The sequence below is a fragment of the Clostridium chauvoei genome, assembly GCF_002327185.1.
Taxonomy (GTDB): domain Bacteria; phylum Bacillota; class Clostridia; order Clostridiales; family Clostridiaceae; genus Clostridium; species Clostridium chauvoei.
The window spans coordinates 463,022-485,471 of sequence record NZ_CP018624.1 but is presented as its reverse complement, the minus strand read 5'-3'; the positions used below and the strand labels follow the sequence as shown (position 1 = coordinate 485,471).

Here is a 22,450-nt window from a genome sequence, read left to right as displayed (position 1 = left end):
TGAACCTCCTTTAAATTTACTAAAATAAAAAACGCACTAGAGAATAAAACTCTAGTGCGTAGAAATCGCCCATCAATCTATTCTCTCATATTTCAGCTAAACCTAGCTGCAGGAATTAGCACCACACTCTTAAAAACAAGTACACAAATAAACACTTTTAGAAAGTTTATCTACCTATTTTAAAAGTAGGTTGCTGGGCTTCATAGGGCCAGTCCCTCCACCACTCTTTATAAGAAACATCTTATAATGTATTAAGTTTTTGTTGTTGATATTAATATATTATTCTTTCATAAATTTGTCAACTACTTTTCAGAAAATTTCCTAAAATTTAATTTCATAACAAAAAAAATCACCATTTTTTCCATCTAAATTAATAGTTCCTTTATATGTAAAACCACTTTTAGTATATAACTTTTGAGCATTAATATTTTTACTAAAGGTATCTAATCGTATAGATTCAAATCCATCATTTCTTCCTTTATCTATTATTTTTTCAATTAATAACTTACCATAACCTTTTCCCATATAATCATTAGCTATAAAAAGTCTATGTATGACTAAAGGTGTTTTATTACTATTCCAGCTTATATTTTTATAATTTATATCTTCACTACTATTTAAAACAACTACTCCTAATATATCACCTTTTTCTAATACAAATAATTCACCCTTTTCTATATCAGTTTTTAAAACTTCTCTATTAGGATAATCCTTTGACCAATTTAAACCCTCTGGTTTATTTTCAATTATTCCATCTAATATATTACATAACTTATCTAAATCATTTTCTTTAGCTAATCTAAAATTAATCATTTTAACCTCTACTTAAATTTAAATTTTAAATATATTTTAACATGAAAGGTAACTAAAATTTTAATCACCTTATAAAATTTAATTATTTATTTTCTAATTTCATTGATAAATAAGATTTTTTCATTAATCTATAAGAAATTATAACCGTCATTAACTCTGCAAAAGTTACAGTTAACCATACTCCATTAATATCTAAAAATAGCGGTAATATAATTATTCCTATTGAAATAAAAATAATTCCTCTAAGCATTGAAATTATAATAGATGTTTTTGCATCTTCTAAAGCTGTAAAATATGCAGAGGCTAATATATTTATTCCACTTATCAAAAAGCAAGTTGAATATATTTTGCAAGCACCTATTGTAGTTTCTATTAAAGCCTCATCTCCATCAACAAATAACCTTATTAATCCTTCTCCTCCAACAAATAATGTTGTTGTACATATAATGCCAAGAGCTGTCATAACTACCAATGAAATCTTTGTTATACTTCCTATTCTTTTATTATTTTTAGCTCCGTAATTATAGCTTATAATGGGTGATATTCCTGTTGATATTCCTAGAAATACAGCTACAACTAATGATGCTATATATTGTATTATTGAAAAAGCTGAAACTCCCATTTCTCCTAATCTATTTATTAAAACAATATTAAATAAATATGTTGAAAAAGCAAAGGCAAATTCAGCTAATGCCTCTGACGAACCATTATAAAAGAATCTTCCTACCTTTTTAAGATCAACTTTACATTTAACAAATTTTAACACTGAATTTTTATTAAAATATCCTAATATTGCAACTATAAAAGCAACTGCAAAGGCTATACCTGAAGCTAATGCGGCTCCAAAAACCCCCATATTAAGTTCTATAACCATTATGTAATCAAGTATAATATTTAATACTGATCCAACAATATTACAAATCATTGAATAATTTGGTTTTCCAATAGTTCTAAGTCCAGAAGCTAAATATCCTGAACATGTAAATACCGGTAAAAATAATGCTAGTATAGCTAAATATTCACATACTGGTTTTATTAACTCACCTGTTGCTCCTAAAAATATTGCAATTTCCTTAGTAAATAATATCGTTATTATTGACGCTATTATTGAAATTGATAAAAGTGAATAAAAGGCTAAACTAAAAGTATTTCTAGCCTTTTCTTTATCACCTTGACCAAGTTCTATGCTGGTTATAGTGCTTCCCCCAACTGATACCATTAAGCTTATAGCAAATGAAGTACTAAAAAATGGCATAGCTATATTTATAGCCGCAAGTCCACTGGAACCTACTGCTCTTCCTATAAAAATCCCATCAATTACAATATAAATTGAAAATATTAAAGTTCCTATAACACTAGGAATTGAATACTTCAAAAATAACTTACCTATACTTTCTTTACCTAAATCTAAATCTCTATTCATCTTATTACTTCCTTTAATTTTAAATATACTTCTCATTATAATATAAAAAACCTGTAGTGTACTATAACTAATACTCTACAGGTTCAATTATTTATAAACATTAACTATTTTTCAACTTATATTCTTTCATATCTCATAGTCAATTGATATATTTTTTCTGCTAATTCATCTGTTAAATCTTCTTTTTTAACTCTCCACTTCCAGTTATCACCTAAGGTAGCTGGAAGATTCATTCTTGCTTCACTTCCTAAACCTAAAAAGTCTTGCATAGTTGTTATCGCTAAATCTGCAACACTACTAAATGCTCCCCTTATAAATCCAATAGATATACCTTCATCATAACTTAATGCTAAATATTTTTTAGCTGATTCTACTTCTTGTTCACTTGCTGTATTATTATACCAACCATAAATTGTATCATTATCATGAGTTCCTGTATAAACTACGCAGTTTTTTTCATAATTATGGGGAAGATAACTGTTTCCTCCCCCAAAAGCAAATTGTAATACTTTCATACCAGGAAAGCCTGTCTTATTTCTAAATTCAATAACCTCTTCAGTTAGAAATCCTAAATCTTCTGCTATAATACTTACTTCACCTAACTCTTTTTTTATTTCATCAAATAGCTTAATACCAGGTCCTTTAACCCAACTACCATTTATAGCTGTATCATTCCCATAAGGTACTTCCCAATAAGATTCAAAACCTCTAAAATGATCTATTCTTATAACATCATACATATTTAAACTTTCTCGTACTCTTTTTATCCACCATTTATAATTTTCTTTCTCCATTAAACTCCAATTATAAATAGGATTTCCCCAAAGTTGTCCTGTTTCAGAAAATAAATCTGGAGGACATCCAGAAACTTTAGTTGGAAGCATATTATCATCCACCTTAAAATATTGTGGATTGCTCCAAAGGTCAGCACTATCCTCTGCTACATAAATGGGGATATCTCCTATTATCTTTATCCCTAAATTATTAGCATACTTTTTCAATCTACTCCATTGATTAAAAAATATATACTGTATAAACTTCCAATAATTAATTTCATCCTTTAATTCATTTTTATATTTTTCTATAGCTTCAATTTTTCTTAATCTTATATCCTTATCCCAGGTTGTCCAACTCTTTAAATTAAAGTGTTTTTTTACTGACATATATAAGGCATAGTCATCTAACCATTCTTTATTTCCTTCTGAAAATTGATATATTTCTCTTTCTAATTTACCTTTAGAGTTTTCATAAGCTTTTCTAAGAACTTTGTTTTTTGCAATAAACAGAGTTCCATAATCTACTAAATTTTTATTCTCTCCAAAAAATTCACTGTTATAATCTGACTCCTTTAAAAATCCCTGATTTTTTAACAAATCAAAATCTATAAAATATGGATTTCCTGCAAAAGCTGAAAAACATTGATAAGGAGAATCTCCATATCCTGTTTGACCTAAGGGTAATATTTGCCAATATCTTTGTCCACTTTTTTTTAGAAAGTCCACAAATCTGTATGCTTCTTCTCCAAAGGTTCCAATACCATATTTACTTGGTAAAGATGAAATATGCATCAAAATCCCACTACTTCTTTTCATATTATTCTCCACTCTTAATTTTTTCTCTTTATATTATATTAGTACAACCGTTTGTATTTGATTATAAAATTTAATAAATTTTTTTATTTTTTCTTATAAAAATTAAACCACTAAGATTAAAAATCTTAGTGGTTATAGACTTAAATATACTACTTTTTCATTTTTGATATGGATTTTTTCATGTCATCCATCATATCAGCAAATTTTTCTTTTGCTTCTGATCCCATATTTTCTATGGTATCCATCATATCAGCCATTTCATCTGCTATTTCTTCTGTAACTTTTCCTGACTTCACTTGTTTATAAAGTCTTTTCATTTTTCTTTCTAGTTTTTCCATACCCATAACACAAAACCTCCTATTATTCTATCTATAATAACTATAGATTGTTTTAATAATAGTATTAATCAAAAAGGCTTTATTTATTCATCTATTGGTAATGGAATTGCTTTTTTGTATACTTCTATTCTTCCATTAAATAATTGACATAAATTAATTATATAATCATCTGTTCCTAAAGATATATTAATATTTCTACTAGTAATTACTTTATTATATTTTATATACTTTAATATAAAATATGTAGATATCACTATAATGGAGAAAAACATTTTTATATATTCATCTTTATCATAATTACTTTTTAATTTATTAAGTAATCTTATCCTACAGTTTTGGTTTTTAGGAAAATAATCTCTATTATACATCCAATCATCATCATAAAAATCCCATTCTTTAGAACCTGCTATATATAATTGAAATCCCCTTCTAGTTTCAGATAATGCAAAATTAATAGCTACTATATTTTTATTTATAGGTTCATTTTCTATTAACTCATCTACCCAAGCTAAAAATTCATTATATGCTAATTCTAAATCAACTTCTGATATTTTATTTAAATATCCCATACTAATTATACTTTTTATAGTTTTTCCTATAATATTTAATCCTTCATCTATAGAAATCTTTTCTATATTTTTTAGGGATACTTTACTTTTATCTCTTTCTGTAGATATTCCTTTAGACTCTATATAAAATTCCACTTCTCCTTCCTCCTATATATTTCATTAGAATATACTAAAAGAACCCTTTACATATATTTTACATTATAAACTATTAATTCCACAATATTTTTAGTAAAGATTTTATTTATTAAAATACTCGCAACTTTATAGCTAATAAAGCCTACTATAACTCCTGCAATTACATCTGAAGGGTAATGAACAAATAAATAAAGTCTAGAAAAGCCCATTAAAGTTGCTATTCCTAAAAATAAATATTTTTTATCTTTAAAATAACTACTTAAAACAAAGGCTGCTGCAAATGAAGACCCTGTATGTCCAGAAGGAAAAGAATAAGACATAGGTGCTTTAACTATTAATTCTATATCCGGAACTACTAAAAATGGTCTTGGTCTTTGGACTAAGTGCTTAATAATTCCCTCACCTAATATAGTCATTATAATTAATGCTAATATTAATGTTATTCCTACTTTTCTATACTTTTTGATACATAATAATATGACTGCTATAACTATCCAAATAAGTCCACCACTTCCTAATGATGAAATTGTCTTCATTATCTTATCTAAAAATGGATTAGTTAAGTTTTCCCTTATCAATGTAAGTATATTTACGTCTAAATTTTGAATTAATTGTAACATATTCCTATCCCCGCTTTATAAATAAATAAGGTAATTATATCATAACCTTTCACAAGACTCCATATTACTATTTGTGTTGCAAAATACGCTTCAGTTATAGTACGTATTATAAGCATAACTGCTAGCGTCACTATTAAAAATTTAAATTTTATTTTTCACATTTATTCCCTCCTAAAAATTTCGTATAATAGTATTTTTAGTACTTTTATTAATAGATATTCATATTTTGAAAATAAAAAACTGCCTACTAAAATGCTTTAGAAAATCATTTTAGTAGACAGTACTACTTTTTTAATATATTAAAATATTTTAAACTTTAAATCTTATAAGTAATTCACTTAATGATTGTGCTAATTCAGCTTGGCCTTGTGCAGCATTTGCAACTTGTTCCATTGCTAACGTAGATTCATTTATACTTTCTTGTATTCCAGTTATATTTTCTGATGAATCCTCAGCCATTTCAGCCATATTTTGAACAGCTTCACTAACTTGGTTTATAGTAGCTGAAATCTCTTCTGTCATAGATGCTAACTCTCTTGACATATCATTTATAAAGTTTCCATCTTCTTGGTATTGCTCTCCAACTTGTACAAAGTTTTCAAATTCACCTGTAACTTTTTCATTCATAAATTTTAAAAGTTCATTACTATTTTGTGATAAACTTCTAAATGCTTCTTGAACTTTTTCTGTGGTAACTTTAACATTTTCAACAGCAATTGATGATTGTTCTGCAAGTTTTCTTACTTCTTCAGCAACTACTGCAAAGCCTTTACCTTGTTCCCCTGCTCTTGCTGCTTCTATTGCTGCATTAAGTGCTAATAAATTAGTTTGATCTGCTATAGATGAAATAGTATCCGCCATAACACTAATATTATCAACTACTCTACCCTTTTCTATATCTTTTAAAATTTCTTGTTCCATATTGCTATATAAATTTTTTGTTGTTTCAACAGCTTCTTTACTATTTTTTTCTATTTCAGCAGCTTTTTCTTTTATGTTTATAGCATTGCTACTTCCATCAACAGCTTTACTTGATAGTATTGAAACACTTGAATCTACTTCTTGAATAGAAGCTGATAACTCTTCTGCTGTTGCACTTGTTTCCTGAACTCCTGAACCTATTTCTTTTGATGATTCATTTATCATTTCAAATTTTGAAGTCATTTCCTCTACTGTTGCAGATAATTCTTCACTTGATGCGCTCATATCTTGAGTGCTGTTTATAACAGTTTTTATTAAATCTCTAACATTCTCTTGTGCAGAATTTAATGCATTTGCAACTAAACCAAATTCATCATCGCTTTCCACCTCTAGTGAAGTTGAAAAATCATAATCTGATAATCTTTCTGCTAATTCTCCTATTTTATTAAGAGGTTTAACAATAGCTTTTATAATTAAGTAAGAACTTACTATTAAACATGCTATAGCTAATATTATTACTATTATCGCTGATTTTACCAAACCATTGAAAATATCTTGATTTTTTTCTAAAGCTTCTTGAGCCCATTCATTATTTAAATTATGAAGCTTATCTAAGCTTGATCTTACCAATGTTCTTACTTGGGAAAATTGGTCAAAATATTTTGCAGCCTCATCCATTTTTCCTGCTTCTATTAACTCTATATATTTTGCTCTTTCGCTTCTATATTCAACTAAATTTTTACTTAATTCATCAAAAAGTTTTCTATCCTCGTCTCTTGTTATACTAGCCTTATATTCTTCCATTAGTTTTGAATCTTCTGCAGTAAGCTCATCAATTTGCTTAACTAATTCTTGCAATTGACTTTTATCCTTTGTGTACATCATAAGTCTCATATTTGAATAAATGTTAAAGGTATTCTTATCTATAGTTTGAATAGATGAAATACCAATTACATTGTCATTATATAACCCCTCAGTTGAATCACTGATTTTACTCATTCCAAATATACCTATAGATGCAATAGCAATCATTAAAATACCTGATACAAAAAAACTTACTATTAACTTTGTAGATATTTTTAAACTCTTAAAAAATTGCATTTTTTATCCTCCTCGTTTGTTGGGTTTTTATTAAATATTTATATAATAGTTATATATTTATTACTATCGTTTTATTTACTTAAACCTTTAATGTTTATTTATTCTATATTCTCCATCATTTTCACCAAAGTCCTTTTATGAATAAAATCAAATAATTATTGCATAATTATTCATTTGTATGTATAATTATGAAAACAGAAAAATTAACCATTTTTTAATTTTAAAAAGTCAAATTTAAAGGAGGACTATATATGAAAATTTTTAACAAAGTTATTTTAGCTTATTCTGGAGGCCTTGATACATCAGTGATAATCCCATGGCTTAAGGAAAATTACAAATGTGAAGTTATAGCTGTAGTAGGTAATGTTGGACAAAGTGATGAGCTTGTGGGTTTAGAAGAAAAAGCTCTTATGACAGGTGCTTCTAGGTGTTATATTGAAGATTTAACAAAGGAATTTGTGCATGATTATGTATTTCCAACTATTCAAGCTAACGCTATTTACGAAGATAAGTATCTTTTAGGTACATCTTTTGCTAGACCTATTATCGCAAAAAGAATAGTTGAAATTGCTATGGCTGAAGGTGCTGATGCAATTTGTCATGGCTGTACTGGTAAAGGTAATGATCAAGTAAGATTCGAACTTGCCATAAAAGCTTTTGCTCCAGATATGCCAATAATTGCACCTTGGAGAATATGGGATATAAAATCTAGAGAAGAAGAAATTCAATATGCATTAGATAAAAAAGTTCCAATATCTATTAGTTATGAAACAAACTATAGTAAAGATAAAAATTTATGGCATTTAAGTCATGAAGGTTTAGATCTTGAATTTCCTGAAAATGAACCTAACTATGAAAAGATTCTTGAAATGTGCAACACATTAGAAAATGCACCTGATAATCCAACTTATATAACATTGAACTTTGAAAAAGGTATTCCAGTTGCATTGAATGGTGAAAATTTAGATGGTGTTACTTTAATTGAAAAGCTTAATAAAATTGGAGGAGAAAATGCAATAGGTATTGTTGACATGGTTGAAAACAGACTTGTTGGAATGAAATCTAGAGGTGTTTATGAAACTCCTGGTGGAAGTATTTTATATAAAGCACATAAAGATTTAGAAGAATTATGCTTAGATAAAGAAACTGCTCATTATAAACAAATAATTTCATTAAAATTTGCTGATATTGTCTATAATGGCCAATGGTATACACCTCTTCGTGAGTCACTTTCAGCTTTTGTTAGTAAAACTCAAGAAAATGTTACTGGAGAAATTAAGCTTAAATTATATAAAGGAAATATAGTTAATGCTGGTATGACATCCCCATATTCACTATATAGTGAAGAATATGCAACCTTTGGAGAAGATGAAGTATACAATCAAAATGATTCTGCTGGATTTATAAATCTATTCGGACTTCCTATTACAGTTAAAGCTAAAATGGATTCAGCATTAAAAAATGGAGTGAAATAATTATGAAACTTTGGGGAGGACGATTCGAAAAAGGAGTTAATAAACTTGTAAATGACTTTAACTCTTCTATTAGAATAGATTCAAGAATGTATAAGGAAGATATTGAAGGTAGCCTTGCACATGTAAAGATGCTTGGAAAACAAAATATCATTCCTAAAAATGATAGTGAAAAAATAATAGAAGGTCTATATTCAATTTTAGAAAAACTAGAAAATAAAACTATAAAAATAGATGAAACAGCTGAAGACATACACAGTTTTATAGAGTCTACTCTTACTTATTATATAGGTGATGAAGGCAAAAAGCTTCATACTGGTAGAAGCAGAAATGACCAAGTTGCATTAGATACTAAATTATATCTAAAACGCTTTTTAAAGGAATTATCCTTAGATATTATAAACCTACAAACTATTATTTATGAAAAAGCTAATGAAAATATTGATACTATAATGCCAGGATATACTCATATGCAAAAAGCTCAACCTATAACTTTTGCGCATCATCTTTTAGCTTATGCTGAAATGTTTAAAAGAGATCTTGGGAGAATTTTGGATTGTTATAAAAGATTAGATGAAATGCCTTTAGGTAGTGGAGCTCTTGCTACATCTACTTATCCACTTGATAGAGATTTTATAGCTAATGAACTTGGATTTTCAAAAGTAACTATAAATAGTTTAGATTCTGTATCTGACAGAGATTATGCTATAGAAACCCTTTCTGCATTATCCATAATAATGATGCACTTATCAAGATTTTCCGAGGAAATAATTATTTGGTGTACAAATGAATTTAACTTTATCGAATTATCTGATGAATATAGTACAGGAAGTTCTATAATGCCTCAAAAGAAAAATCCTGATGTAGCTGAATTAGTTAGAGGAAAAACTGGTAGAGTTTATGGTGATTTAATAACTTTACTTACTGTAATGAAGAGAATTCCTCTAGCTTATAACAAAGATATGCAAGAAGATAAAGAAGCTTTATTTGATGGTTTAGATACAGTAACTATTTCAATTAGAACCTTTACTGCAATGCTTAAAACCTTAAAAGTAAATAAAGATATAATGAGAAAAGGAGCTGCCTTAGGCTTTACAAATGCTACTGATGTTGCTGACTACTTAGTAAAAAAAGGGGTTGCCTTTAGAAATGCACACGAAATAGTAGGTGAAATAGTTCTTTATTGTATTAAAGAAAATAAATCCATTGAAGAATTAAATTTAGACACACTTAAAAGTTTCTCTCCTATCTTTTCTAAAGACATATACAAAGCTATAGATTTAGTTACTTGCGTTGAAGATAGAAAAGTTTTTGGTGGACCTAGCTTCAATTCTATAAATAAACAACTTAATTTCTTAAAAGACTTTATAGCTAAATCCAAGGAGGATATTGTATCTTTAAAATAGAAATACTATCCCCTTCCCCCTAATCCATTTTTAGGATATTTGACAAAACTCCTATGTTATAGTGTATACTTAACTATGTACAATCTATATTAACTAGGAGGTAGAATATTTGATTAAAAAAACTTTATTGTCTCTTACTGTAGTAGCTTTATGTTTTAACCTAAGCTATACATCCGTGGTAAAAGCACTATCACCAGAAACACAAACTATCGAAGAAAATAAAGTTAAGTATCAACAACTAGATGAAGGTATAGTTTCACTTAATACTGATATAAGTAAGCTTGATGGTGAAATTGCTGAAATTAATGCTAAACTTGAAAAAAATAATAATGAAACTACTGAAACTGAAGTTAAAATAAATCTTATAAATTCTCAAATAGAAGAAGCAAAAAAAGATATTGATGCTAAACAAGATATTTTAAATGGTAGATTACGTACTATGTATAAAAGTAATATGACTACTAGTATGTTAGCCTATTTAATAGATTCTAGTAACTTATTTGAATTTATTAATAGAATTGATTCTATGGGGAGAATCATTTCTTTGGACAAGCAAATGGTTACTGAAATAAAAGACAAGCAAGAACTTTTAATAAAAAATGCTAATGAATTAAATGAAAAGCAAGAAAAACTTAAAACATTGCGCGAAACTATTGAAAAGGATCTAAATGAAGTAAATGAAAAACAAGATAAACTACATAGTAAATTAGATGAGCTTAATAGTCAAAAAGCTGAAGTAGCTTCAATAATTGAAGCCAATGAAGAAAAACTTATTTCTCATCCATTATCTGTAGTTAATACTGATGGTTCTACCATAAAACAACTTCAAGATGCTATAAGTACTTTAAAATCATTAATTCCGCAACTTAATACAGAATCTGTCATTGATAAAGCTAATGATGGAATTTCAACAGGAAACGCTAAAATTGAAGAAATTACGGCTGCAAACAATGCGGCAAATAATTCTAATAATAATGATACTAATAGTACAAACAATAACAATAATAGTTCTGAAAATAATACTAATGAATCTAAGAAAACTCTTACTATGGAAGCAACAGCTTATACTGGTGGTACTGTAACTGCAATGGGTTTTAAACCTGTTAGAGACCCTAGTGGAATAAGTACAGTTTCTGTTGATCCTTCTGTAATACCTTTAGGATCTAAAGTTTTCATTCCTGGCTATGGCTACGCAATAGCTTCTGATACAGGTGGAGATATTAAAGGAAATAGAATTGATTTATACTTAAATTCTCATGAGGAATGTATTTCTTTTGGAAGACAAAGCGTAACAGTAAACATAGTTGCCTATCCTGGTGAATGGTAATAAAAAAGATGAAAAACTAATTAGTTTTTCATCTTTTTGTTATTTTTCTAAATAATTTACAACATGCTTTATTATCATATTAATGCTTCCATCACCATTCCTTTGAATTTCAAATCTTGAATTATCGTGATAAGCCTCTTCATTAATATATAAATCTATATCTTTATCAATTTTAAGTCGTACTCTTTTAAGTTTTTTCTCTACCCACTGTTTATCTACAGTTACCTCATCTAATCCATGACCTTTAATAAAATTTAAAAAATCTTCTTTTCTTTGTGGTTCTTCTTTAAATAACTCATGAGATAAATTATCTATATTTATACTATCTTCTTCTTTTAACTTACTCTTAATTGTAGTTCTTATAGTTTCAGCCTTATCTGCATTCTCAGTAACATTATTTCTAGTCCAAGTTTCTGTAGCTTTTAATAAAGTCTTTGTCATATCTCTTTCATTAGTTATTAAAGAGCAACCTAAAAAGTTTGCTATAAAATAATTAGCTCCATATTCATCTTGATCTTTACTTTTTCTTTGCTTATCTATAACCATTAAATCATATTTATTATCTTCTCTAATAGGCTTAATAAAGGCTGCCTTTTGAATTCTTTGACTACTTCCTGGAAGACCTGCTAATTGTGGAATTATTCCTATTCCAATTTTATTTTCTATAAACTCCACTTCATGAGTAAAATTCTTAACATAATCCATCTTAAGTATTCCTATCATAGGACCTTGATCTGTAATTAAAGATATAACAATTAAATCACAAGAAGGAATATTTACATTACTCTTCATTATAATAAACAATTGTCTTGCTAATTCCTGAGATAATGATATTAACTCACTTCCATCAATGTTATTTAAATAGTCTTGAACCACTTCTTTAACTATATTTCTTTCAGGATTAAATACTGCATACTTTAGTTCTTCATCTTTAAAACATTTTTCTATATGCCTATATAAAAACTTATAGATATCATCATTTAAATCAAGAGTATATTCATTTAAAACTGGTTCCTCGCCGTTTGAATCAATTATATGTATTATAGCTTCTTGTATATTTATATCATTTATATACTCCATATTTACACCACCTATATTAAAATCATAAAATACATTATAACATTTAAATATATTCCTGAACAATTACAAAAAACTTTTAATTTTAAATATTTCATTATAAAAAGTAAGCTATATAAAATTTAAAATAGTTATAATATTAACAAATTCTAAGATAAATTTATTAAAACTTAATGATTTCATCCTATTTTTAAAGTTTTTCGTCAATATATATGATAAAAAATGTCATATTATCTAAGTTTAAAAAGTAGAATTGTTATTTTTTTGTTTTCATTATAGGTATTTTGGGGTATAATAACTTTTGGAAAGAAAAAAAATATTTTAAAATATATTTTTTTATTAAACCCTAAAAAATATATTTATACGGAGGTATACCATGTTAGTTTCAGCAAAAGAAATGTTAAACAAAGCTAGAGAAGGTAAATATGCTGTTGGTCAATTCAACATCAACAACTTAGAATGGACTAAAGCTGTTTTATTAACTGCTCAAGAAAACAACTCACCAGTTATCTTAGGAGTATCAGAAGGTGCTGGTAAATATATGTGTGGTTACAAAACTATAGTTGGAATGGTTAACGGAATGATGGAAGAATTAAAAATCACTGTTCCTGTTGCATTACACTTAGATCACGGTAGCTATGAAGGAGCTAAAGAAGCTATGGCAGCTGGATTCTCATCAATCATGTTTGATGGATCACACTATGCAATAGATGAAAATATAGAAAAGACAACTGAAATGGTTAAACTTGCTGCTGAAAAAGGAATTTCTTTAGAAGCTGAAGTTGGATCAATTGGTGGAGAAGAAGATGGAGTTGTAGGTGCTGGAGAAATCGCAGACGCTGCTGAATGTAAGGCTATAGCTGATTTAGGAGTTACTATGTTAGCTGCTGGTATCGGAAACATTCACGGACAATATCCAGAAAACTGGCAAGGACTTAGCTTCGATGCATTAGCTAAAATAAACGAAGCTACTGGAACTATGCCATTAGTATTACACGGTGGTACTGGAATCCCTGAAGATATGATTAAGAAAGCTATATCATTAGGAGTTTCAAAAATCAACGTTAACACTGAATGTCAATTAGTATTTGCAGCAGCTACTAGAAAATACATAGAAGCTGGTAAAGATATTCAAGGAAAAGGATTCGATCCAAGAAAGCTATTGGCTCCAGGATTTGAAGCTATAAAAGATATCGTTAAAGAAAAAATGGAATTATTCGGTTCAATTAACCAAGCTTAATTCTATTAAACTAAAGGGGCTGTCGCACTAAATAATAGTGCACAGCTCCTTTTTGATGCAAAAAAAAAATAAATCCCAAACTCAATAGTTTAGGATTTATGGTAAAATGTTTTTTATGCAACTAAAAAATATTTTACAACAAAATTATACTGTAAATCGAAAGTTTTATCAATTAAAACTTCCTTTTGATATAGATTGCATAATTCCAGAAAATGATTCGGTGAGATTACTAAGTCAGTTTGTAGAGGAGATGGATTTAACTGACCTATATTCTACTTATTCTAAAATAAGAGAAAATCAAGTATCGCCAACGAACATGTTAAAGATTGTGCTTTATGGATATATGAATGGTTTCTATTCTTCACGAGATATAGAAACAGCATGTCTTAGAGATATAAATTTTATGTTTTTACTCGAAGGGGCATCTGCTCCGGATCACTCAACATTTGCAAGATTTAGAAGTTTACATTTTGCTCCATGTGCTGAAAAGATATTGGCTGAAATGTCTAATTTTCTTTATGAGATTGGAGAAATATCAGGCAGATCAATATTTATTGATGGTACTAAAATAGAAGCTTATGCAAATAAATATACATTCGTTTGGAAAAAAGCTGTGACAAAAAACATGGCTAAATTATTAACAAAAATAGCCGACCTTGTAAAAGAATGCGAAGAACTTTATGGTATTAAATTGATTTATAAAAATAAAGTTCAAATGAGGCACGTAAAAAAGCTAAAGAAAAGGCTTTATGAATTAAAGAAAATTGAAACTATTGAATTCGTCCACGGATGTGGTAAAAGAAAATCACCACTTCAAAAATCTATAGAGAAGCTTGAAGAGTATCTTTCAAAATTCAAAGAATATAACCAAAAAGTATACACCTGCGGAGAAAGAAATAGTTATTCAAAAACAGATAATGACGCTACTTTTATGAGAATGAAAGAAGATTCTATGAAAAATGGTCAACTTAAACCTGCTTATAATGTACAACACGGTGTTGATGCAGAATATATTTCGTGGCTTACTGTGGGACCACAGCCAACAGATACTACTACATTAATACCCTTTTTAAAAAGTATGGAATGGCATCTAAATTTTAAATATTCAAAAATAGTTGCTGATGCTGGCTATGAAAGTGAAGAGAATTACTCATTTATTGAGGATAATAATCAAATAGCATTTATTAAACCTTCTAATTATGAAATATCAAAGACAAGAAAGTATAAGAATGATATTGGCAGAATAGAAAATATGGATTATGACGCTGAGAATGATTTATTTATTTTCCAGAATGGTAAGACTCTAAAAGTCAATGGTATAAAGTTCAAGAAATCTAAAACAGGATATGAAAGTGAAAAAACAATTTATTCATGTGAGGACTGTAGTAATTGTAGCTTTAAGAGTAAATGTATTAAAGGAAATAATTCTAAAATTCCATTGGGGGAAAGAACTAAGAAACTTGAAACTTCAAAAAAGTTTAATCGTCAAAGAAAAGAAGATTTAGAAAGAATTATTACTGATGAATGCATCTTACTTAGAATGAATAGAAGTATGCATCCTAATTGCTATGGCTCATAATGTTAATAAATTACATAACAAAATACAATCTAACCGAACTGGTAAGCATTTATTTGAGCTAAAAGAAGCTTTATAGTTAAATTTTTTAAGTCTTTTTTATTAGCTTTATTAAAGTGCGTCTATTTTTAAATAGAGTTTATTTATATTATAAAATGTGTAATAAATTTTATAAAAATATAGAAAAGGAGCTATCGCTAGCGGATTTTTTTACCCGCTATGCGACAGCCCCTTTATTTATAATATATTTTAAAATTAAACTTTTTTTGTAAGCTCAATATATAAGTTTTCAGGTACTTTATTTTCTAATTCTAAATTAATTGTAATTGGTTTTTCTCCCTTATAATTAATACTATTGCTCTTTCCAATATAAATATAAGATTGTGTTACTTTATCTATTTCTTTATATTTCCTAACAAACAAATGTAGATTAATTTCTCTTTCTTTATTAAAAATTATATTTTTTCCCCTTTCTGAACTTTTAGAAGTACTATTGGGAGTTTGCCATTGAAAGTTTTTATTATCTATAAATTCATCTTTATAATTTATACTTTCTTTAATTGACTTCTCCTTATGTAAATCTACAAATAAAAAATACTCTCGTCCATTAGTTATAAGTCCTGATCCTCTAAAGGAACTATGGATTTTTTCATAGTTTGATAATAATGCTATATCTACCATTTGGTATTGCTCATATAATTTTAAAAAAGGATTTCCGTAATTTTTACTTCCAAATTGTTTTTCATATCTAACAAGTCCATAATTTATTAAATCTTCAATTATACATCTATACTGTTTATTTTGTAATATTCTCTCAAATGGCAATAATTTAATCAAGGTATTATTTTCATAATTAAATAACTTAATATTATTATTTTTTTGTGCTGAATCATAAAAATCTTGATTTAATGTTTTAAAACTATGTAGAATTGTATTTTTATTTACTGAATCTAAATATTTAGATATTTGCCCTATAGCAATTTCTACTGTTATATTGCTATGATTAATCAAATACTTTATTATTGCAAATTCATATGGTCTTTTTATTGGTAACTTATTAGAAAATTCTTTAAGGATATTAAAAAATTCTTTGTCTATTAAGACTTCCTCTATACTGGAATTTTTTTCTACCTTAGCTAAAAAACCCTGATATGTTTTTTGATAATTTATAAATTTGAGTGGATCTGGTGCTCCATCATATTTTATATACTCCATTAAGCTATAAGGAATCTTTCCTCCTATAAGTGCTTTAAATTCATTATATTCATCTTTAAGATATTTTAAACTATTAAAATTCTCAGTATTTAATTGTTCTAATATCCTTTCCTTTGATATTCTATCCATTTGTATATTAGTACATCCTGGTATGTCTATAAACTCAGTTGAAACAGCTACCTTTAAACTATCTTTATCATAATATCTGCTACCTTTTAAAGCTAATGCTATTAAAAAAGCCTTATTATGATTACCAATAAAATCAATAACAGTTAAGAAATTTTTATCACTATATTTTCTTAGCCCTCTTCCTAACTGCTGAATAAATACAATTGGTGAATTAGTTGGTCTTAACATTAATATTTGATTAATAGCTGGTATATCAACCCCCTCATTAAAAATATCTACTGTAAATATAACTTTTAATGGATCATTATTATCTTGAATCCTTTTTATAACCTCTTCTCTTTTATTGATTGAATCATCTCCGGTTAATGAAATACTTTCTATACCGTATTTATTAAATTCAGTTGCCATATAATTTGCATGTTCTTTACTTATACAAAACCCTATTGTCTTTTGATACTCTCCATCAAAACCATAGAAATTCATTTTTTCTATTATAAAATCTACTCTTTTATTTATCATCAATTTTTTAGATACTTCTGAAATATTATCTAAATTCACCTTATCTAAGTTACAACTTTCAATATCTGTTATTCCAAAATAATGAAATGGTACTATTAAATCATTTTCTAATGCTTCGTGTAATCTTATCTCTAAAGCAACATTATTATCAAACACTTCAAAAATATTTCCATCATCACATCTCTCTGGAGTAGCTGTTACACCTAATAAAAACTTTGGGGAAAAATAACTTAAAATTTTTTCATATGTTGGACTTGTACTATGATGTGCCTCATCTATAATTATATATTGAAATTCATCTCTTTTAAAATTTTTTAAATGTCTTTCCATAGTTTGAGAGGTAGCAAAAAGATACTCAACAGATTCATCTTTAATATTTCCTGTATAAAAACCTATCTTTATATTTTTGTTTTTACATAAACTTATATATGTTTTTGCTGCACTACGCAAAATATCTTCTCTATGTACTATGAATAATAATTTTTTAGGATTAAAGTTCATTACATCAAATGCAGACATATATGTTTTCCCTGTTCCTGTGGCTGCAATAACTAATGCCCTATTTTCTTTAAACGACCTCAACCTCTTTAAATTTTCTAATGCTTTCTCTTGCATTAAGTTAGGTTTAATTATTTTATAATCATTAAAATTAATTAAATTTTTATTTTCTCCTTGCTTTATTGTATTTATAAAACTCTTATATTTATCCAAAAATTCATTATCTATAAAACATGTTTCACCCCATAAATAATTAAACTCGTCTAAAACTTCTTGAACAAATTCAGTTTCTTTTTTAGAAATAACCATAACATTCCATTCCACATTGCTTTTTAATGCTCTTTGCGTAATATTAGATGATCCTATGATAATTTTATAATTTTCTTCATTCTCAAAAATATATGCCTTAGTATGAAATCCATTTTCATTATCGGCTATAAATATCTTTAAATCTATATTGTTAAAGCCCTTTAATCTTTCTAATGCCTTAGGCTCAGTAAAATTTAAATATGTAGAAGTAATTATTTTACCTTTTACTCCTCTTTCTTCTAATTCTTTAAAAGAATCCAAAAGAAGCTGTACACCACTAAAATTAATAAAAGCTACACTAAAATAAAAATTCTTACATTTCTGTAAGCTTAACTTTAATTCTTTTAAAAGGTCTCCCTTTTTCGAATTTACTATAAGCTTATTTTTCACAAAATATTGTTCTTCAATTATCTCCTTCATATCTATTTCATTTAAATCTTTTACTGTTGATGTTGTAATTAAATCTTCTAAAGCTTTTCTCATATTGTCTCCTTAAATACCAAATTATAAATTAATTTTATATTAAAATATGCTATTAAATCAATACTATCCTTTAAATATGTATTATCACATTTCTTTAATATCTCATATCATAAATTATATTAATTATTAGGTGATTTTCTATGACAGATGTAAAACAATGTAGTTTTTATTCTAATCCCGATTATTATGAATACTTAATTGAATATAGAGGTGATTTTCTAGGACAAATTTCAAAAATTTCTTATGCTTGTGGTGATGTATTAACTGAAAAATTTGCTATTGTATCTGTTAAAGCTGGTCAATTACAACAACTTTTAAAAGATGTACCTTCAATCTTATTTATTAATTTTAGAAATATGTTTGTTTTACAATCTACCTCTGCTGAAAATACTAGTAATATTGAACCTATAAAATTAAATCCTAACTTAAACCTTTCTGGTTCTGGTGTTTTAGTTGGGTTAGTTGATACTGGTATAGATTATCTAAATAAAGAATTCATTCGTGAAGATGGTACGACAAGGATAGAGTCTATTTGGGATCAAACAATAGTAAGCGATGCCTCTAATAACAATGTATTTATAGGCACTACTTATTCAAATAATGATATTAATAAAGCTTTAGATGCTTCAAGCACTGGTAAAGACCCCTATTCTATTGTTCCTTCTAAGGATACTAATGGTCATGGTACTCAAATGGCTGGTATAGTAGGTGCTCGTGGATATAATAAAGATATTAGAGGAATTGCACACGATTGTAATTTTGTAATAGTAAAGCTTGCTGAGTCTGCAACTTTTAAGCGTGATCTTATGTTAAATGGAATTACTAATGTTCCTGTTTATAACACCGCTGAATTTGTGGCTGGCTTAGAGTATTTACGTAGATATGCTATAAGTATTAATAAACCTATGATAATCCTCATTGGAATTGGCTCCTCAGACTATAGCCATGATGGTACTGGATTAGTTGCTCGGTATATAAATGAACTTGCATCCTATAGAGGATTAGTTGTAGTTACTTCTACTGGGAATCAAGGAGCTGCTGATCTCCATGCTTCAGGATATACACCTAATGTAGGTGAAGTTAAAACAGTAGAGTTAAAAATCGTTAAAGCTCTTAATAACTTTTCTTTTAAAATTTGGGTTCGAAAACCAAATAAATTTGCTCTAAATGTTATTTCCCCTTCAGGACAAAGCTCTAAATTTATTCCTTCAAAAATAAATCAAGTTGAGCAAATTAAATTTATTTATGAAAATACATTCTTAGATATAACCTTTTTTGTTCCTGATAATATTACAGGACTTCAAGTAATTATTTTATCATTTACAGATATAAAACCTGGCATTTGGAAATTCCAATTAAAAGCTGAATATGTTACAGATGGTAGATTTGATATATGGCTATCTCCGGAAAAAACATTACCAGCTGGCACAAAATTCTTATCCCCTGATCCATATGTTACTCTAACTGTGCCTTCTGCTTCCAAAAAAATAATTTCTGTTGGCTACTATAACCACTTAACAGACTCAATAGTTTCTGAATCTGGAAAAGGTTATCCCTTAAACAACTTTATTAAACCTGATATAGTTGCCCCTGGCATAGATATACTGACTACTAATATAAATAATACAACTACTTTAGTTACAGGTTCTTCTGTTGCTGCTTCAATAGTAGCTGGTGTTTGTGCTTTACTTGTACAATGGGGAATTATAGATAAAAATGATTCTACTATGTACTCACCTAAAATAATAAATTATCTAATAACAGGAGCTTCAAGAAAGCCAAATGAAGTTTACCCTAATCCATCTTGGGGATATGGAAAATTAGATGTAGCTGGAATATTCAATACTTTATCTGGCACTAGATCTTATCTTCGCTCTTATGATAATTATACTGAATATTATATTAATAATTTATTTATACGGATTCCTAAAGAACTGGAGGTTAATTTAAATGAATAAACATTTTTCTAATGCTCCACCAGCTATATTTGGTGATGAAAATTATATACATTATATAGTTGAATATCAAGGGGATATCGTTGCTGATGCCAAAAACTCATCAACTATGTATATAACTGTAATAAATAATAAATATGCTATTATATCAATGCCTCTTAAAGATCCTAATGACAGATTTACTCTTGAAAATAATCCTTTTCCTTCTATAGTTTATATAAGTAGATATTATGGTTATACTTTACAAAGTTTAAGCCCTATAGTTGCAGCTAATATAAATCTTACTCAAATAGAGCCTCCCTTTTTTCTAACTGGAAAAGGTGTTATCGTTGGAATTATTGATACTGGAGTTGATTACTTAAATAAAGAGTTTATGAATGCTGATGGAACAAGTAGAATTTTAAATATATGGGATCAAACTATTAACACCCCTGATTTAAGTGATGGAGTTCCCTTTGGTTCAATATATACTAATCAAAGAATAAATACTGCAATTAAAGCTTTTAACTCTGGTCAAAATCCTTATGAAATTGTACCTTCTAAAGATGAAATAGGTCATGGTACTGCAATGACTGGAATTATTGGTGCAACAGGAGTAGATCCTGAACTTAAAGGTGCTGCACCTGATTGTGAGTTTGTAATGGTAAAATTAATTGAAGCTGTTGCTGTAAAAAAATACCTTACTCCTACAGTTCCTATTTTTGATAGAACTGCTATTATGTTAGCTATAGATTACTTATATGAATATGCAATAAAAGTTAATAAACCAATGGTTATATACCTTCCCCTTGGAACTACCTTTGGAAATCATAAAGGTGATGGATTATTAGAAGATTTTATAAATGATATTTCTAATAATAAAGGAATAGCTATTATTACTGGCTCTGGAAATGAAGCTGATACTTCTGGACATACATCTGGAAGAATTGAAAAAAAAGGTGACTTTCAAGATATTCAATTATATATATCAGATAAGCAAAAGTTTTTTAGATTAGAAATCTGGGTAGATAAACCTAATATAATGTCTCTTGAAATAATTTCAGCCTCTGGTGAAAATTCAGGGATTATTCCTGCTTTTTTAAATCAACAACAAACTAATAAGTTTATATTTGAAAAGACTGTTGTTACCGTAACTTATTTCTTACCAGATGAACTATCTGGAGATGAACTCATAGTTATAGATATGAGTTATTTAAGACCTGGAACATGGAAACTTAGATTATTTGGAGATTATGTTTTAGACGGAACTTATAATGCTTGGCTTCTTCCAAAAGGAATTACTTTAGGTGATACTAGATTTACTTCCCCAGACCCATATGGTACTTTTACAGGTCCTGGTTCTGCTGAGTTCATAATAACTGTAGCTAACTATAATCAAAATAACTATAACATTGTTAATAGCTCTGGAATGTCATTTCTAAATGATATAAAAGATAGAATTGATATAGCTGCTGGTGGAATAAATGCTAAAACTACAGCTCCAAATAATCAAACTACTATAATTAGTGGAACAAGTGTATCTGCTGCAGTTGTAGCTGGTGCAAGTGCACTTATGTTTCAATGGGGGATAACAGATGGAAACGATCCTGATATGTATGCCCAAAAGCTAAGAACTTATTTATCAAGAGGAACATCAAAAAGAATGAATGATGTTTATCCTAACCCAGAATGGGGTTATGGGACTTTAGATATGATAGGAGTATTTAAATATTTAGAATAGTTAAAACGCACT

14 protein-coding genes, 2 pseudogenes and 1 riboswitch are annotated in these 22,450 nt (G+C 27.9%); of the genes and pseudogenes, 7 read left to right on the top strand and 9 right to left on the bottom strand.

What is annotated here, in order from left to right:
* Positions 1-82: 82 nt before the first annotated feature.
* A riboswitch (SAM riboswitch) is annotated at positions 83-236 on the bottom strand.
* A gap of 85 nt (positions 237-321) precedes the next feature.
* The 7 genes and pseudogenes from BTM21_RS02210 to BTM21_RS02180 all read right to left on the bottom strand — a co-directional run bounded on the left by BTM21_RS02210 (position 322) and on the right by BTM21_RS02180 (position 7,512).
* Positions 322-813 (bottom strand): GNAT family N-acetyltransferase, encoded by a 492-nt coding sequence (locus BTM21_RS02210; protein WP_021876354.1) that lies wholly within the window; start codon positions 811-813, stop codon positions 322-324.
* Positions 814-895: 82 nt separating this feature from the next.
* Positions 896-2,236 (bottom strand): MATE family efflux transporter, encoded by a 1,341-nt coding sequence (locus tag BTM21_RS02205; RefSeq protein WP_161493120.1) that lies wholly within the window; start codon positions 2,234-2,236, stop codon positions 896-898.
* A 116-nt stretch (positions 2,237-2,352) separates the two neighbouring features.
* Positions 2,353-3,843, bottom strand: a pseudogene (gene malQ, locus BTM21_RS02200) (4-alpha-glucanotransferase); the annotation flags it as partial.
* 134 nt (positions 3,844-3,977) lie between these two features.
* Positions 3,978-4,172, bottom strand: a complete 195-nt coding sequence (locus tag BTM21_RS02195) for a hypothetical protein (protein WP_021876357.1) — start codon at positions 4,170-4,172, stop codon at positions 3,978-3,980.
* Between the two features lie 77 nt (positions 4,173-4,249).
* Entirely contained in the window at positions 4,250-4,870 is a 621-nt protein-coding gene (locus BTM21_RS02190; RefSeq protein ID WP_021876358.1) for a hypothetical protein, read from the bottom strand.
* Positions 4,871-4,917: 47 nt separating this feature from the next.
* The gene (locus tag BTM21_RS02185) at positions 4,918-5,490 is read right to left on the bottom strand and encodes a phosphatase PAP2 family protein (RefSeq protein WP_096145319.1); all 573 of its coding nucleotides are present in this window, start codon (positions 5,488-5,490) and stop codon (positions 4,918-4,920) included.
* 309 nt (positions 5,491-5,799) lie between these two features.
* Positions 5,800-7,512, bottom strand: coding sequence for a methyl-accepting chemotaxis protein (locus tag BTM21_RS02180; protein ID WP_021876360.1), 1,713 nt, complete (start codon positions 7,510-7,512; stop codon positions 5,800-5,802).
* 251 nt (positions 7,513-7,763) lie between these two features.
* Here BTM21_RS02180 and BTM21_RS02175 point away from each other — a divergent pair, with 251 nt between their 5' ends.
* The 3 genes from BTM21_RS02175 to BTM21_RS02165 all read left to right on the top strand — a co-directional run bounded on the left by BTM21_RS02175 (position 7,764) and on the right by BTM21_RS02165 (position 11,717).
* A complete protein-coding gene (locus BTM21_RS02175; RefSeq protein WP_021876361.1) occupies positions 7,764-8,987 on the top strand; it encodes an argininosuccinate synthase in 1,224 nt (407 codons plus the stop codon).
* 2 nt (positions 8,988-8,989) lie between these two features.
* Complete coding sequence (argH, locus tag BTM21_RS02170; protein ID WP_021876362.1) at positions 8,990-10,390, top strand: argininosuccinate lyase; 1,401 nt, start codon at positions 8,990-8,992, stop codon at positions 10,388-10,390.
* 109 nt (positions 10,391-10,499) lie between these two features.
* The gene (locus tag BTM21_RS02165; protein ID WP_079481558.1) at positions 10,500-11,717 is read left to right on the top strand and encodes a 3D domain-containing protein; all 1,218 of its coding nucleotides are present in this window, start codon (positions 10,500-10,502) and stop codon (positions 11,715-11,717) included.
* A gap of 39 nt (positions 11,718-11,756) precedes the next feature.
* On the opposite strand, the gene BTM21_RS02160 is transcribed toward BTM21_RS02165, so the two are convergent.
* Entirely contained in the window at positions 11,757-12,797 is a 1,041-nt protein-coding gene (locus BTM21_RS02160; protein WP_021876364.1) for a nucleoid-associated protein, read from the bottom strand.
* A gap of 373 nt (positions 12,798-13,170) precedes the next feature.
* Between BTM21_RS02160 and fba the strand changes: the two genes are divergently transcribed.
* Together fba and BTM21_RS02150 are read left to right on the top strand one after the other, a co-directional pair.
* Entirely contained in the window at positions 13,171-14,034 is an 864-nt protein-coding gene (fba, locus tag BTM21_RS02155) for a class II fructose-1,6-bisphosphate aldolase (protein WP_021876365.1), read from the top strand.
* A gap of 115 nt (positions 14,035-14,149) precedes the next feature.
* Positions 14,150-15,689, top strand: a pseudogene (locus BTM21_RS02150) (IS1182 family transposase).
* A 176-nt stretch (positions 15,690-15,865) separates the two neighbouring features.
* On the opposite strand, the gene BTM21_RS02145 reads toward BTM21_RS02150, so the two are convergent.
* Positions 15,866-18,763: a DEAD/DEAH box helicase gene (locus BTM21_RS02145; RefSeq protein ID WP_021876366.1), complete on the bottom strand. Its 2,898-nt coding sequence runs from the start codon at positions 18,761-18,763 to the stop codon at positions 15,866-15,868.
* A gap of 140 nt (positions 18,764-18,903) precedes the next feature.
* On the opposite strand from BTM21_RS02145, the gene BTM21_RS02140 reads away from it, so the two are divergent.
* Both BTM21_RS02140 and BTM21_RS02135 read left to right on the top strand, forming a co-directional pair.
* Positions 18,904-20,721: a S8 family peptidase gene (locus BTM21_RS02140; RefSeq protein WP_021876367.1), complete on the top strand. Its 1,818-nt coding sequence runs from the start codon at positions 18,904-18,906 to the stop codon at positions 20,719-20,721.
* Positions 20,714-22,438 (top strand): S8 family peptidase, encoded by a 1,725-nt coding sequence (locus BTM21_RS02135; RefSeq protein WP_096145318.1) that lies wholly within the window; start codon positions 20,714-20,716, stop codon positions 22,436-22,438. Before BTM21_RS02140 ends, BTM21_RS02135 begins: the two co-directional genes overlap by 8 nt.
* Positions 22,439-22,450: the final 12 nt, after the last annotated feature.